Here is a 14,412-nt window from a genome sequence, read left to right as displayed (position 1 = left end):
GTAATTTGATAATTACCAATTAATAGAGGAGGAAGAAGATGAGAAAGGTGCCTTTTGAACACATTGTGGAGATAGAAAAAATCGGAAAGAAGAATGAAAAAAAACTTGGTGATGTATTAACCCTGTCCTCAAAAGAGAAACTACCAATAGAAGAAAGACGGAAAAAAGTTTTATTTATTGGAATCGACTATCAATACGACTTTATGGAAGATGGAGCACTTCCTGTTCTCGGTTCACACAAAGATGTGGAAAACGTAACGCGTTTTATTTATGAAAACTTAGAAAAGATTACAAACATCTCTGTTTCGCTTGATACACATGAACCTTCTCAAATTTTTCACGAATGTTGGTGGGAAAATGAGCAAGGGGAACACCCGCAACCATTTACAATCATTACAGCAGAAGATGTGTTAACGAATAAATGGAAACCTCTTTATGAAAGAGAGAAAAGTTTAAAATATGTTCAAAACTTAGAGAAATATGGTAAAAAACAGCTTTGTATTTGGAACTACCATTGTATAAAAGGAACAGAGGGAGCTTCCTTAGAGGGCCAGTTTGCAAACATGATTCATTATCATAGTTCAGTGCATAAAACACCGATTGAGAAAATTGTAAAAGGAGAAAATCCCCTAAGTGAAATGTACGGCATTATTAAGTCTGAACATGCTGAAAAAGATGATACAAATTATAGCTTTCTTAATCATTTAAAAGAGTATGACAGAATTATTATTGCAGGGGAAGCAAAGTCTCACTGTGTGTTGGAATCTATCAAGCAAATTACGCATTATTATAGAAACGATTATAATTTAACTTCAAATATTATCGTACTGCAAGACTGCATGTCCTCTATTCAGGGTTTTGAGGAAGAAACAGAAAAAGAATATGCACATCTTGCGAGAACGCACGGTATTAAACTGATGAATTGGAAAGATGTTCGACTATAAAAAATATGGAGGAATAACAATGAGCGGAAAATATAGTGATGATAGTATTATGCTTCACCTTGATCTTTATCAAATTAACATGGCTGAAACGTATTGGAGAGACGGGATCCACAATCGTAAAGCAATATTCGAACTTTATTTCCGTAAGAGCCCTTTTGGTAATGCATATGCCGTTTATGCAGGGCTTGAACGTGTTTTACAATTTATAGAGAGCTTTGGGTTTTCAGAAAGTGATATTGAATATTTACGAAGCGAAGGATATGGAGAAGATTATCTTACTTTCCTAAGCGAGATGAAATTTACAGGAAGCATTCGGTCAATGAAAGAGGGTGAGCTTGTTTTTCCAAATGAGCCGCTTTTAAGAGTTGAAGCGCCTCTTGCCCAAGCTCAGCTTGTTGAGACACAGCTCTTAAATATTGTGAACTATCAAACCCTTATCGCAACAAAAGCTTCAAGAATTAAGCAAGTTATTGGCGATGATGTTGCAATGGAGTTTGGAACACGCCGAGCGCATGAGATGGATGCAGCGGTATGGGGAACGCGAGCTGCCTATATTGGTGGATTTTCAGCAACAAGTAATGTGAGAGCAGGAAAAATGTTTGACTTACCAATTGCAGGTACGCATGCACATGCAATGGTTCAAGCTTATCGAGATGAATATACAGCATTTCGAAAGTATGCAGATACACATAAAGACTGCGTATTTTTAGTTGATACGTACGATACGCTTCGCTCAGGAGTTCCAAATGCTATTCGCGTCGCAAAAGAGTATGGAGAAAAAATTAATTTTATTGGCATTCGCCTTGATAGCGGGGATCTTGCCTATCTCTCTAAAAAAGCTCGTAAAATGCTTGATGAAGCAGGGTTCCATGATGCGAAAATTGTAGCTTCAAATGACTTAGACGAATATACCATTATGAATTTAAAAGCTCAAGGAGCTAAAATTGATGTATGGGGTATTGGGACAAAACTGATTACAGCTTACGATCAAGCTGCGCTTGGAGGAGTATACAAGCTTGTTTCCATTGAAGACGAAGACGGAGAGATGATGGACACAATTAAGATTTCAGCAAACCCAGAAAAAGTGACAACGCCAGGAAAGAAGCGAGTATATCGAATTATTAATAATGAAAATCAACACTCTGAAGGAGATTATATTGCGCTTGAACATGAAGATCCCGAAGCGGAAGAAAAGTTAAAAATGTTTCATCCTGTGCATACGTACATTAGCAAGTTTGTGACAAATTTTACGGCAAAAGAGCTTCATGAAGAAGTTGTAACAGATGGGAAAATAACATGTACTCGTCCTAAATTGCCTGAAGTTCAAGCGTTTGCACGTGAGAACATGAGCCTGCTATGGGACGAATATAAACGAACCCTTAATCCTGAAGAATATCCTGTTGACTTAAGTCAAGAGTGCTGGGATCATAAAATGCGCTGTTTTAATGAAATGAAAGAAAAAGTTAAAAAGAACAACTTGTAAAAGAAAAGAGAAGATTAGTTTGGCTAATCTTCTCTTTTCTTACCTTTTTAAAACTAAGTAAACAAGTTGGAATAGTAGTTTTAAGGGGGAAACGACTGATTTTTCAACTTTTACAAGATAAATTGTTCTTACTCTCTTGTATTTCTCACCCTTTTTGTACTATTATAGTAGAAATCTATTTTTGAATTTTGAAGAAAATCCAAAGATAACTTTAAAACCGACTTGACTTATAGGAATAGTGAAATTATGATTATAGTAATTACTTCTCTCTTTGAAAGGTGAATAGAGAGAATTTTTGAAAAAGTCATGATACATATGATGGCGAAAAATTAAGCTTATATTTTTGTGAGGTGGATAGTGTTGCAACTTCAGGTAATAAACAGTCCGTTTAATGAGGAGCAGGTAGAGCTTCTAAATCGTCTTCTACCAACATTAACAGAAACCCAAAAAGTATGGTTAAGCGGTTATCTAGCTTCAAGTGCCGTAAACAGCGGTGCAGGAGCTACACCAGTGGCTACACCTGCTGCACCAGCGCCAACTATTTCAAAAGAAGTAACAGTTCTTTACGGTTCGCAAACTGGTAATGCCCAAGGCTTAGCAGAGCAGGCGGGAAAAACGCTTGAAGGAAAAGGGTTTAAAGTAACTGTTTCATCTATGAGTGATTTTAAACCAAACAGTTTGAAAAAACTAAAAAATCTGCTTATTGTAGCGAGCACGCATGGTGAGGGAGACCCACCAGATAATGCCTTATCATTCCACGAATTTTTACATGGAAGACGTGCTCCAAAGCTTGAAGATCTTCGTTTCTCTGTTCTTTCTTTAGGGGATAGTTCATATGAGCAGTTCTGTCAAACAGGAAAAGAATTTGACGCTCGTCTTGAAGAACTTGGCGGCACACGTATTCATCCGCGTGTTGACTGTGACCTTGACTATGATGAGCCTGCTGAAGAGTGGGTGAATGGAGTTATTGAAGGGCTAAATGAAGGGCAAGAACAAAATGAAGGATTAGCACAAAGTGCGGTAGCAGTAGAAGCCGCTGTAGAATCCCCATATTCAAGAAAAAATCCGTTCAAAGCGGAAGTTCTTGAATCTATTAATCTAAATGGCCGTGGTTCAAATAAGGAAACACGTCACTTAGAATTATCGCTTGAAGGTTCAGGCTTAACGTACAAACCAGGTGATAGCCTTGGAATTTATCCAGAGAACGATCCAAAGCTTGTTGATCTTCTTATCGAAGAGTTAAATTGGGATCCGGAAGAAATTGTTACAACAAATAAACAAGGAGACGTTCGTCCCTTAAAAGAAGCTTTAATTTCTCATTTTGAAATTACTGTTCTTACAAAACCGCTTCTTGAGCAAGCTCTAAAACTTTCAGGAAATGATGATCTTGCAGAGCTATTAGCAGCAGGAAACGAGGAAAAGGTAAAAGAGTATATTGATGGACGCGACCTACTGGATCTTGTCCGTGACTTCGGTCCGTGGCCTGTTTCTGCGAATGATTTTGTTGCTATTCTTCGTAAAATGCCTGCTCGTCTCTATTCGATTTCAAGCAGTTTAGAAGCAAATCCAGAGGAAGTTCATTTAACAATTGGAGCTGTTCGTTATAATACCCACGGTCGTGATCGCAATGGCGTATGTTCGATTTTATGCGCAGAGCGCTTAGAACCAGGCGATACACTACCAATTTATATTCAAAATAACCAAAACTTTAAGCTTCCTGAAAATCCAGATACACCAATTATTATGGTTGGACCTGGAACAGGTGTAGCTCCTTTCCGTTCTTTTATGCAAGAGCGTGAGGAAATAGGAGCAGACGGAAAATCATGGATGTTCTTTGGAGATCAGCATTTTGTAACAGACTTTTTGTATCAAACAGAATGGCAAAAATGGCTCAAAGATGGTGTGTTAACGAAGATGGATGTTGCCTTTTCTCGTGACACAGAGGAGAAAGTATATGTTCAGCATCGAATGAAAGAACAAGGAAAAGAGCTATTCGAATGGCTTGAAGCTGGAGCTTCATTCTACGTTTGCGGGGATGAGAAACATATGGCACACGATGTTCATGAAACACTTATTGATATTATTGAAAAAGAAGGCAATATGTCTCGTCAAAATGCAGAAGAGTATGTAGCAAATATGCAACAACAAAAACGTTATCAACGCGACGTATATTGAGCTTGGATTGAAAGGAGTAATTCAACATGGGGAAAGTGAACCAACTATTAAAAGCACCAGAAGGACCACCTAGTGATGTAGAAGAAATTAAAGAACGAAGCGATTATTTGCGTGGAACGTTAAAAGAAACGATGCTTGACCGCATTAGTTCTGGAATCTCGGATGATGATAACCGTCTAATGAAATTCCACGGAAGCTACTTGCAAGATGATCGAGATCTTCGTAATGAGCGACAAAAGCAGAAGCTTGAACCAGCTTATCAATTTATGCTTCGTGTTCGTACACCAGGAGGAGTTTCAACACCAGAGCAGTGGCTTATGATGGATGATCTTTCTGAGCAATACGGAAATGGAACGCTTAAATTATCAACACGTCAAGCTTTCCAAATGCACGGTATTTTAAAATGGAACATGAAAACAACGATTCAAAAAATTCATGCCTCCCTCTTAGATACGATTGCAGCCTGTGGCGACGTTAACCGTAACGTTATGGCAAACCCTAATCCATACCAATCTGAAGTTCATGCAGAAGTTTATGAATGGTCGAAGAAATTAAGCGATTATTTGCTTCCTCGCACGAGAGCATATCATGAGATTTGGTTAGACGAAGAAAAAGTGGCTGGAACACCTGAAGGGGAAGAAGTAGAGCCAATGTATGGTGCTCTTTATTTACCTCGTAAGTTCAAAATTGGTATCACTGTTCCACCTTCAAACGATATTGATGTATTTTCTCAAGACCTGGGCTTTATTGCCATTGTTGAAGATGGTGAGCTAATTGGTTTTAACGTTGCAATTGGGGGCGGAATGGGGATGACCCACGGTGATAAAGCAACGTACCCTCAGCTTGCTAAAGTGATTGGTTTTTGTACCCCAGATCAAGTGCTTGATGTAGCAGAGAAAGTTATTACAATTCAGCGTGACTACGGAAACCGCTCAGTTCGTAAAAATGCTCGTTTTAAATATACAGTTGATCGACTAGGGCTTGAAACTGTAACAGAAGAGCTTTATGATCGTCTTGGTTTCAGACTTCAAGAAGCAAAACCGTACCATTTTGATCATAATGGCGATCGCTATGGCTGGACACAAGGGATCAATGGAAATTGGCACTATACGCTCTTTGTAGAAGGCGGCCGCGTTGGCGACTTTGAAGACTACAAGATGAAAACAGGTTTGCGTGAAATTGCGAAAATTCATACTGGGGATTTTCGCTTAACAGGAAATCAAAACTTAGTGATTGCTAATATTACAGAAGAAATTAAAGACGAAGTAACAGCGCTTATGAATCAATATGGTCTTACAGATGGATCACATCATACAGCACTTCGCCGCAATTCACTAGCATGTGCAGCTCTTCCAACGTGTGGCCTAGCAATGGCTGAAGCTGAGCGTTATTTACCGAAACTTATCGATAAAATTGAAGAAATTGTAGATGAGAACGGTCTTCGCAATGAAGAAATCAACGTGCGAATGACAGGCTGTCCAAACAGCTGTGCGCGTCCAACGCTTGGAGAAATTGCTTTTATCGGAAAAGCGCCAGGCAAGTACAATATGTATCTTGGTGCAGCTTTTGACGGAAGTCGCTTAAGCAAAATGTACCGTGAAAACATTGGAGAAGCTGAAATCTTAGAAGAGTTGAAAGTACTTCTTAGTCGCTATGCGAAAGAGCGTGAAGAAGGAGAACACTTCGGTGACTTTGTTGTACGCGTTGGAGTCGTAAAAGCCGTAACAGACGGAACAAACTTTCATGATTGATAAAAAAGGCTGCTAATTGGCAGCCTTTTTTTCTTTAGTTTTTTTTCTTCTAAATCGGTCTTTTATCATCATGCTTTGGTGAGCAAGGGGAAGAAAACATGACATGGCAAATGTTCTAATAACAGGATTAGCAAATCTCCGCTGCCAAAAAAGTGGAGGACGTGCTTCATCTACAGCTTGTGGAGCATAATGGAGCATTTCAGACTGATAAGCTTTAAGAGCTAAGCTGATTTGATCACGGTTTGCTAAATTTTGAGCTAAGTTTACTGCATCAATGATCGCTGTACTTGCGCCAACACCTCCTGTAGGCGGCATTGGGTGAATCGCATCACCAATAACAGTTACTTTCGAATTTCGCCAAGGTTCAAGTGCTGCTGGAAAGTAAAAATGAAAAAAAGCAATATTTTGAGCAGGGGAGAGAGAAACTAGTTTTTGGTAACAGTTATTCCATTTCGAAATAAGGGAAAGTGCTTCGTTTTGAAGTTCTTGTGAAGAGAGTTTGTTATGAAAAAAAGATGAAGGTGCACCAACAGACCAAACAACATATGGAGATTCGTTTTGTGCTAGCTCGTTTCCTGTAGATTTCAACTGGTTGTGAACAGTCAGAAACATTCCAATTCCTTTTGGACCTATCGCAAAGGCTGGCCCATGAAATATGTCATTAGGGAGGAGTTTTTTTACTTCAAGTGTTAAAGGAACTTTCCCTGCAATAGCAGCTGTATCAGCACTTTTTGCACTTTTTTTACCAAGAAGCTGGTTGGCAACGGCTGAATGAACACCATCTGCTCCAACTAATACATCAACTTCAACACTTTCACGATTGGAAAAATGAACAACAACCTGATCTTTTTTCTCTTCGTAGTGTGAGAATGCTGTGTTCCAGTGTATAATATGGTCTAAATTTGAAGCTAAAATTGTTCTAAGTGGCACTCTCCCAATCATAAGTACTTCTTCCTCTTCAACAGGAAAAGAGAGCTTTGTGTTGCCGTGATGATCCAAGAGAGAAAACTTTGTGAATGACTCTTTGCCTGTGCCGCTAGACAGCAGTGCCTCCATAAGTTTTTGAGGGAGAACTTTACGGAGTGCATTCAACGCATCTCTATGAAGGTGCAAACGATATCCACCGGTTTGTGTAGGCTTTTGATCACGTTCAAATACAATAACATTAATATTTGCTTCGCGAAGAGCTTGAGCAAGCGTAAGGCCTCCGATGCCACCTCCGATAATGCCTACAAGCATATAAGTCTCCTCCATCCCCAATACATCTTTTTTAATATTTTATGATTCAATTCTCTTTATAGAAGAAAAAAGGTCTTAAAAAAAGAACGGTTATTATACCGTTCTTTCATCCCAAAAATTCATCCGTAAGAAATATAAATCGTTGTTATAACAAGAAAAAGGCCAACTAAGAACATAAAAATGGCATAGCCTTTTCTTTTGTTTTGTAGCTCGATAAAACCTGAAATAAAAATCAAGATACATAAAGAAACTTGCATAATAGAAAGGGAAGTAGAATTGTTAAAAAAAAGTGTGTAAAGAGCAGAACAGATAACAATAATCGCGACCATAAAACGTAGTATCTTCACTGGTGACCTCCATCATATGTATGTAATCTCATCATATCAAAACTCCGAGCTTTATAAAAGAAAACGCAACAGTAAGTCAATAAAAGCGCTTTATTTTTTGGGGAAAAAGCTATGAAGAAATGTAAAATAAGATGAAAAATGCTTCCTTTATAATGTATGTTTTAGCTTGTGAGGCAAACGATAATAAAAACTGCCTTGTTATAAAGTATCGCTAAAATATAAGAAAATAAAATTTGAAATTATGAAGAAATTAACCCATATATAGAGAAAATAGAAGGAATATTTCAAGAAGAAGGAATTCCTATTCAGATAGGTTTCACAGCTGAAGATGTGTATAAAGAAGCACCTAAGCTATATGACAACGGATTTGATATTATGTTTGTTCGATTAATTAAAGAAATTAGTATAGGGATTCATACTTTGAACTTGTCATATCGAAAAGATTTAAGAGAAATATTTCGTGAATTATCGATTGTTACTCAAAAATATTTTGATTTCTGTACAGAGTATTTAATTGAGAGAGGGATCATTCAGAAGTCACCTTTTGTTAACCTTATAAAGTCTGTCGAATTTGTTAAGGATGCAAGTTATTTAGGCGTACTGAACTGAACCCTATTAAAGGAAAAAGACCGTTAAACACTGTAGAAATGGCTCATATCTATCATGCTATTGAATCAAATATGATGGGAATGCAAATGATTTTTGGATTTGCTCAGTGTGCTGAAAACAAAGAGGTTGGAAAGTTTTTTTCTAAAGGAGGAGAACTTGCTAAAAGGATGATTAAAGAGTTAGGAAACTTCTTTTTAGAAGATAACATCCCTGTTCCAGGAATAGCAGGAGGGAACGTCACAACGTCTACAATTCTTCCTTTTTCAGATAAATTGATGCTTTATTGTGTAAGTCTTTTTTGTAGCTTTTCGCTAGGAGGGAATTCGCTTGGCACGGCTTTTAGTTTGAGAAATGATTTACCTAGAAAACTGTCTGTTTTTATGAAAGATATTTTCCAATATGCCCATGAAGGAGCAAAAATTATGACCAAACATGGATGGAAGAACCGGCTCAAATTTTGAAGAAATAATATTAACAAACCTTGTGCTTTAAAAAGTACAAGGTTTGTTAATGTTAACGTCTATTTGGTTGAAAAAGTAAGGACGATTCTTGAAAACGGTCTATTTACATGTTTACTTTCCGTCCGAGGGTGAGAAACAAAAACGGAATATTTTTCGTGGTCGTTCACGTGCTGGAGGCTGTTCTTCTCCACAAGGCTCTACCAAATTTACGATTTTAGGATTTATTATAGATAAAATTATCCCGTTCAAAATTCCTGTTGTTATATGTGTTTCTCTTCTTGCTTTGTTTGTCTCTTCACCAATTTGTCCGGGGAATGATTTTATTGTAGAACAAACAGAGAAAATTAATTTTATGGCTATTGCTACTCCAATTCTTGCTTATGCTGGTTTATCATTTGGAAAAGATTTAAAAGAGTTTAGAAAATTAAGCTGTCGAATTGGTGTTATTTCAATTGTTGTTTATACAGGTACATTTGTACTTTCAACTCTTATTGCAGAGGTTGGATTTCGTTTAACAGGGAAATTTGTTATCTTTTTGTAATCGGAAATTTACAGAAATTATAGAGGGTAATACTTTATAATAGCTTATAAAATAAACTTCAATTTTCTAGTGGTAAATAATATCTAAAAGGTTATGTAATGACTATAATTCACTTGATTTTCTCTTTTATTCCTTTACTAATAGGGGTATATATACGCTAAGTAAATGCTTTTCTTATCAAGTATGAATAAGCTATATTTAGTTTTTCTTATATATATTCCCCTCTTTAGACCTGTGAGAATGTATTCATTTTCCATAAAATATGCCAGAAAGGATTTATTGTATTCGGAATTGCGATAAAATAAAAAAGTAGATAAAAATGAACGGGAATAGAGAAGCGGAAAATAAGTGATTAAAAGTAAAAGCATAGAAAAAGAAAATGCTTTTATAGGCTGTACTTTCGGAGGAGTTGATGAGGCATGATAAAGCATGAAGAGTTGCTTTCGCATATAGAAAAACACGTTGGGGAAATTGATGGATCGCTTGGAGAGATCGTTCCTGGAAGCGATGTCACAGTGAACCTACATATTATTAAGCCAACTGAAAAAAGAGAATGTACAACTCTTGTTACAACAGGAATGAGTGATTTACCAATGAAAGGAGAAAGAGTAGATGATGAGCTTCAGTTTGCTGAACTGATGATCTGTCTTCCTTCTACATGGCCAATTACAAAAGAGGAGCTTGTAAAACCAGAGAACTATTGGCCACTTGGATTCTTACGACAAACTGCTCACTTGCCACACCTTTTCGAAGGATGGATTGATGAAGGAGTGATCATTCCAAATGAGGAACCACCTATTCCTTTTGCTCGTAATACAGAGCTTTCAAGCTTGCTTGTAATGCGACCAGAAAAGGAAGGGCTTCGTGTTTTTGAAAAGAACGGCAAAATGGTGAATTTTTATCAGCTTGTTCCTCTTTATGAAGATGAAAGAAAGTTAGCGATGAAAAAAGGTTCTCAAACTTTAATTCATAAATTAAAAAAGCACGTAGATACTCCCCATGTATTAGATATTGATCGGAAAAATATGGCAAAACCATTTTGGAAAATAGGTTAGAAGCATAAAATAGAGGCTAATTTAGAAAGAAAATATTGATAATTTAAAGAAATTATAAAAATTTCACAACAGTTATTGAAAATCACTGAACAATTTGGTAAAGTAAAATCATTCAAAAGGCTGTATGTGACTGGCGAAACGCGGATTACCGTGAGGGAGCATGCAGTGTCGTAGCCGTTCGCCTGGGCAGAGGTAAGGGAGTTTATTTCCCTTGCCTCTTTCTATTATAGGAGGCTGATAAAGGCAGTTGCTACTATATAAAAACTCTATTATGATAAAGTTACAGATTGTAAAAAGATGAAATAGCCATATTATTTTTAATTTTTATTTTATTAAGAATTCGTAAACAACTATTACGAAAAAAGAGGAGCCAATACAATGACCACAACGATCTTAGAAACAGTAAAAACGATTAAAACTTTAAATGCAATTGCTCAAACAGGCCTAAATGTATTCAATCAACCAAATTTCAAAGTTGATGATGAAAGTGAAAATCCAGATGCATATGTTCTTCGCAGCTTTAACATGCATGAGATGGAACTTGGAAACAACGTAAAAGCAATTGCGCGCGCTGGAGCTGGTGTAAACAACATCCCAGTTGATAAATGTACGGAAAACGGTATTGTTGTTTTCAATACGCCTGGAGCAAATGCTAATGCAGTTAAAGAACTTGTTCTAACTTCTTTAATGGCTTCATCTCGTAATCTATTTGATGGAATTAGATGGACGAGAACGTTGGAAGAAGAGGGTGAAAAGATTCCAAAGCTTGTTGAAGCAGGTAAGAAGCAGTTTGTTGGAAAAGAAGCGAAAGGAAAAACATTAGGGATTATTGGTTTAGGTGCTATTGGAGCGCTTGTAGCAAATGATGCTCTTGATTTAGATATGGATGTTATTGGCTTCGATCCATTTATCTCTGTTAACACAGCATGGAACTTATCTCGTAACGTACAGCGTGCAATGACAATTGAAGAGCTTTTTGCAAACTCTGATTACATTACAGTTCATGTTCCGCTTACAGATAAGACAAAAGGAATGTTTAATAAAGAAACATTTAGCATTATGAAAGAAGGCGTTCATATTCTAAACTTCTCACGTGGTGAGCTAGTAAATGAAGATGATATGAGATTAGCTCTTGAAAGTGGAACAGTTGGAAAATATATTACTGACTTCCCGAATGAAAATGTGTTAAAAATGAACAACGTTATTCCGATTCCACACCTTGGTGCTTCAACAAAAGAATCAGAAGAAAACTGCGCAAGAATGGCAGCACATCAAGTGAAAGACTTTCTTGAAACAGGAAATATTAAAAACTCAGTAAACTTCCCAAATGCTTACATTCCTTACACAGGAAAAAATCGTGTTACAGCATTCCATAAAAACGTACCAAACATGGTTGGTCAGATTACGAATGCTATTTCTAGCTATAATTTAAACATTGCCGACATGGTGAACCGCAGCAGAGGCGACTATGCGTACACAATGATCGATATTGAAGGTGATGTGAGTGATGAAATCATTCCAGGTCTTGAAGCGAAAATTAGAGAAATTGGTGGAATTGTAACAACACGTATTATCTAATACACATTTATTAAAACCCTTCCGTTCTTTCATAGAACGGAAGGGTTTTTTTGAGCATGGTTTTAGCAAAAGTTTTCTTTTCGCTGAAAATAATCAGTTGTCATATTTCTAAAATCATGCAAAATAGGAGAAAGCCATTTGTTTTCATGAAAAGCCATTTTTGTGATAAGCGGTGGAAGAGAAGCGTTCCAAGAAAGAGATTGTAAGTCTCCATTTTCTATTTCTCGCCTTACCGTCATTTCGGGAAGAAGAGCGATGCCAAGGTTGGCAGCTGCACATTTTTTAATCGCTTCAATGCTTAAAAATTCGATGGCATTCGTAAGAGAAACTCCGTATAGTAAAAGCTCTTTTTCGAAAAGCGTGCGATAAGAGCATCCGCTCTCTGTTAAAAGTAGTGTTTCATTTTGTAAATCTGACGTTTCAATAATAGAAGCTTTACTTAAAGGATGTTCAGGAGATGTAACAAGTAAAAGCTTTTCTTCTAAAAGTGTTTCTGTTTGAATATTGGGGTGCTCTTCCTCACGATCTGTGATAAAGGCAACATCAAGCGTTCCTTCTTTTAAATCTTGGGCTGCCTTTTTGTCAGAATGGGCCGGCTTAAATACAAGGCGAACAAGTGGGTACTTTTGTTTGAATTCTTTCAAAAGATGTGGCAAGCGGTATGTACACTGACTTTCTTGTGCGCCAATCTTAATTGTCATTGTTTCTTGACTATTGCTAATCGTTTTCTTTGCTTCTTCACTCAAATTTACGATGCTTTTTGCATAACTTCTAAATTTATGACCTCCTTCAGTCAAAATCAATCTTTTTCCAAGTCGGTCAAACAGCGGAGTTTCGAACTCTCGTTCAAGTGCTTTAATCTGAGCGGTAACACTAGACTGAGCATAGTTTAGCATTTGAGCTGTTTTTGTGAAATTTAGCGTTTCACTAGCCATTAAAAAAGTATAAAGCTGTTTCAACTCCATTTTTTCTCCTCCTTAATCGATAAAAGCGATTGTTGTTATCGAAACTATCATCTGTAACGATTATAACCTTTCTTGTAGTCTTATAGTAAGAGAAAAAGGGAGGATGAAAAATGAAAAAGATTCTACTTATTAATGGACATGAGCCTTTTAAAAAAGCGCAAGGAAAATTGAATCAAAATTTTTTTAAGCATATGGAAGTTGTCTTGAAAAACTTTGAAATCGAGAAGACCGTTGTTACTGAAGGATATTGTGTAGAAAAGGAAATAGAAAAATTTAAGTGGATGGACGCTGTTATTGTTCAAACCCCTATTTATTGGTTCAGTGTTCCAGGTCTTTTTAAGACATATATTGATACTGTTTTTTTAGAAGGAGCCTTTTTCGAAAAAGCGAAGAAATTTGGGCATGGTGGTCTTTTGACCGGAAAACAGTATCTTTTCTCAACAACATGGGGAGCTAATGAGGCTGTTTTTAATCGAAAATCATCCTTTTTAGAAGGGAAAAGTGTTGATGATGTGCTCTTTCCGCTTCATAAAACATTTCAATATTGTGGAATGGATGCTCTGCCGTCTTTCTCTGTTTTTAACGCAATGAGAAATCAGCATATACAAAATACATTAGAAGATCTTTCAATACATCTTAACCATCATATAAATCAATCAAAAGAGAAAAGCACTTTTACAAAAGAATTAGCACAAATTGCTAAGGGAATGTTGCCATATCATTGAGAACGTGTAAAGGTGACTGTAGTTCTTCTTCAAGAAGTTGTTAAACTGTTTTTAGTGATTTTATTTTGATCAATAGGAAAGCTTTACTTTTTAAAGATGAGGAGTAGAAGAGCAGGAAACTTCTTGCTTTACTACTCTTCAGAATGGTTAACTTTTCTTCTAGATAAAAGTAGTGTAAGAAGAACGGCAAGAAAACATATGACCCTAATAATCTCTGAAACTCCATTATTTTCAATGAAGAAGCTGCTCACAATCGAAATCCCTATAAATAGAAGCAGTAAAAAAAGTCCAGTTATTCACTATCGTCCCCCCTTTTGATTTTTAAGTTGCATAATGGGAATTTCCTCTTTCAGGTGAGAAGTGACATAAGGGCTGCTTCATCAAACGGTGAAGCTATTAGAGGGTGTAGCAGATGATTGAATGTTGCTGACAGATCCAAAAGATGGTGCGACACGTTCCTAAGTGAAAAGCTTAGGCATTATTGAACTCATTAAGTTCAATAATGAACTGTTATTCCGAGAAGTCAAATGAGGGGGTAA

General features: G+C 36.8%; 13 protein-coding genes and 1 riboswitch. Of the genes, 10 read left to right on the top strand and 3 right to left on the bottom strand.

The genetic code is table 11. From position 1 onward, the window contains the following. Window positions 1–38: 38 nt before the first annotated feature. The 4 genes from BM012_RS07590 (at window position 39) to cysI (ending at window position 6,353) form a co-directional block, all read left to right on the top strand. Complete coding sequence (locus BM012_RS07590; protein ID WP_061805204.1) at window positions 39–944, top strand: cysteine hydrolase family protein; 906 nt, start codon at window positions 39–41, stop codon at window positions 942–944. Between the two features lie 19 nt (window positions 945–963). Next, window positions 964–2,427 (top strand): nicotinate phosphoribosyltransferase, encoded by a 1,464-nt coding sequence (locus tag BM012_RS07585; protein ID WP_061805205.1) that lies wholly within the window; start codon window positions 964–966, stop codon window positions 2,425–2,427. 360 nt (window positions 2,428–2,787) lie between these two features. Further along, window positions 2,788–4,602: an assimilatory sulfite reductase (NADPH) flavoprotein subunit gene (locus tag BM012_RS07580; protein WP_061805206.1), complete on the top strand. Its 1,815-nt coding sequence runs from the start codon at window positions 2,788–2,790 to the stop codon at window positions 4,600–4,602. 26 nt (window positions 4,603–4,628) lie between these two features. After that, window positions 4,629–6,353, top strand: coding sequence for an assimilatory sulfite reductase (NADPH) hemoprotein subunit (cysI, locus tag BM012_RS07575; RefSeq protein ID WP_061805207.1), 1,725 nt, complete (start codon window positions 4,629–4,631; stop codon window positions 6,351–6,353). A 12-nt stretch (window positions 6,354–6,365) separates the two neighbouring features. Here the strand turns inward: cysI and BM012_RS07570 are convergent, their stop codons facing one another. Further along, complete coding sequence (locus BM012_RS07570) at window positions 6,366–7,592, bottom strand: FAD-dependent oxidoreductase (RefSeq protein ID WP_061805208.1); 1,227 nt, start codon at window positions 7,590–7,592, stop codon at window positions 6,366–6,368. 119 nt (window positions 7,593–7,711) lie between these two features. After that, window positions 7,712–7,939 carry a DUF3953 domain-containing protein gene (locus BM012_RS07565; protein WP_019395502.1) on the bottom strand — a complete coding sequence of 76 codons (228 nt, stop codon included), beginning with the start codon at window positions 7,937–7,939 and terminating at the stop codon, window positions 7,712–7,714. 249 nt (window positions 7,940–8,188) lie between these two features. Between BM012_RS07565 and BM012_RS26755 the strand changes: the two genes are divergently transcribed. The 5 genes from BM012_RS26755 (at window position 8,189) to BM012_RS07545 (ending at window position 12,183) form a co-directional block, all read left to right on the top strand. Then, window positions 8,189–8,548, top strand: coding sequence for a DUF3231 family protein (locus tag BM012_RS26755; RefSeq protein ID WP_328586486.1), 360 nt, complete (start codon window positions 8,189–8,191; stop codon window positions 8,546–8,548). A 38-nt stretch (window positions 8,549–8,586) separates the two neighbouring features. Continuing rightward, on the top strand, window positions 8,587–9,009 hold the full coding sequence (locus tag BM012_RS26750; RefSeq protein WP_061805210.1) for a DUF3231 family protein: 423 nt from the start codon (window positions 8,587–8,589) through the stop codon (window positions 9,007–9,009). 88 nt (window positions 9,010–9,097) lie between these two features. Next, a complete protein-coding gene (locus BM012_RS07555) occupies window positions 9,098–9,550 on the top strand; it encodes a hypothetical protein (RefSeq protein WP_201030250.1) in 453 nt (150 codons plus the stop codon). Window positions 9,551–9,969: 419 nt separating this feature from the next. Next, window positions 9,970–10,605 (top strand): suppressor of fused domain protein, encoded by a 636-nt coding sequence (locus tag BM012_RS07550; RefSeq protein WP_061805211.1) that lies wholly within the window; start codon window positions 9,970–9,972, stop codon window positions 10,603–10,605. A 116-nt stretch (window positions 10,606–10,721) separates the two neighbouring features. Then, window positions 10,722–10,800, top strand: a riboswitch (ZMP/ZTP riboswitch). Window positions 10,801–10,983: 183 nt separating this feature from the next. Then, window positions 10,984–12,183, top strand: coding sequence for a phosphoglycerate dehydrogenase (locus tag BM012_RS07545; protein WP_019395505.1), 1,200 nt, complete (start codon window positions 10,984–10,986; stop codon window positions 12,181–12,183). Between the two features lie 62 nt (window positions 12,184–12,245). Here BM012_RS07545 and BM012_RS07540 read toward each other — a convergent pair whose 3' ends face one another. Continuing rightward, window positions 12,246–13,148: a LysR family transcriptional regulator gene (locus BM012_RS07540; RefSeq protein ID WP_061805212.1), complete on the bottom strand. Its 903-nt coding sequence runs from the start codon at window positions 13,146–13,148 to the stop codon at window positions 12,246–12,248. 110 nt (window positions 13,149–13,258) lie between these two features. Here BM012_RS07540 and BM012_RS07535 point away from each other — a divergent pair, with 110 nt between their 5' ends. After that, window positions 13,259–13,873: an NAD(P)H-dependent oxidoreductase gene (locus tag BM012_RS07535; RefSeq protein WP_061805213.1), complete on the top strand. Its 615-nt coding sequence runs from the start codon at window positions 13,259–13,261 to the stop codon at window positions 13,871–13,873. Window positions 13,874–14,412 lie beyond the last annotated feature (539 nt).

Origin of the sequence: Priestia endophytica DSM 13796 (assembly GCF_900115845.1) — a bacterium.
Taxonomy (GTDB): domain Bacteria; phylum Bacillota; class Bacilli; order Bacillales; family Bacillaceae_H; genus Bacillus_I; species Bacillus_I endophytica.
The sequence above is the reverse complement of the archived record's forward strand: the minus strand, read 5'-3'. Positions and strand labels throughout refer to the sequence as shown.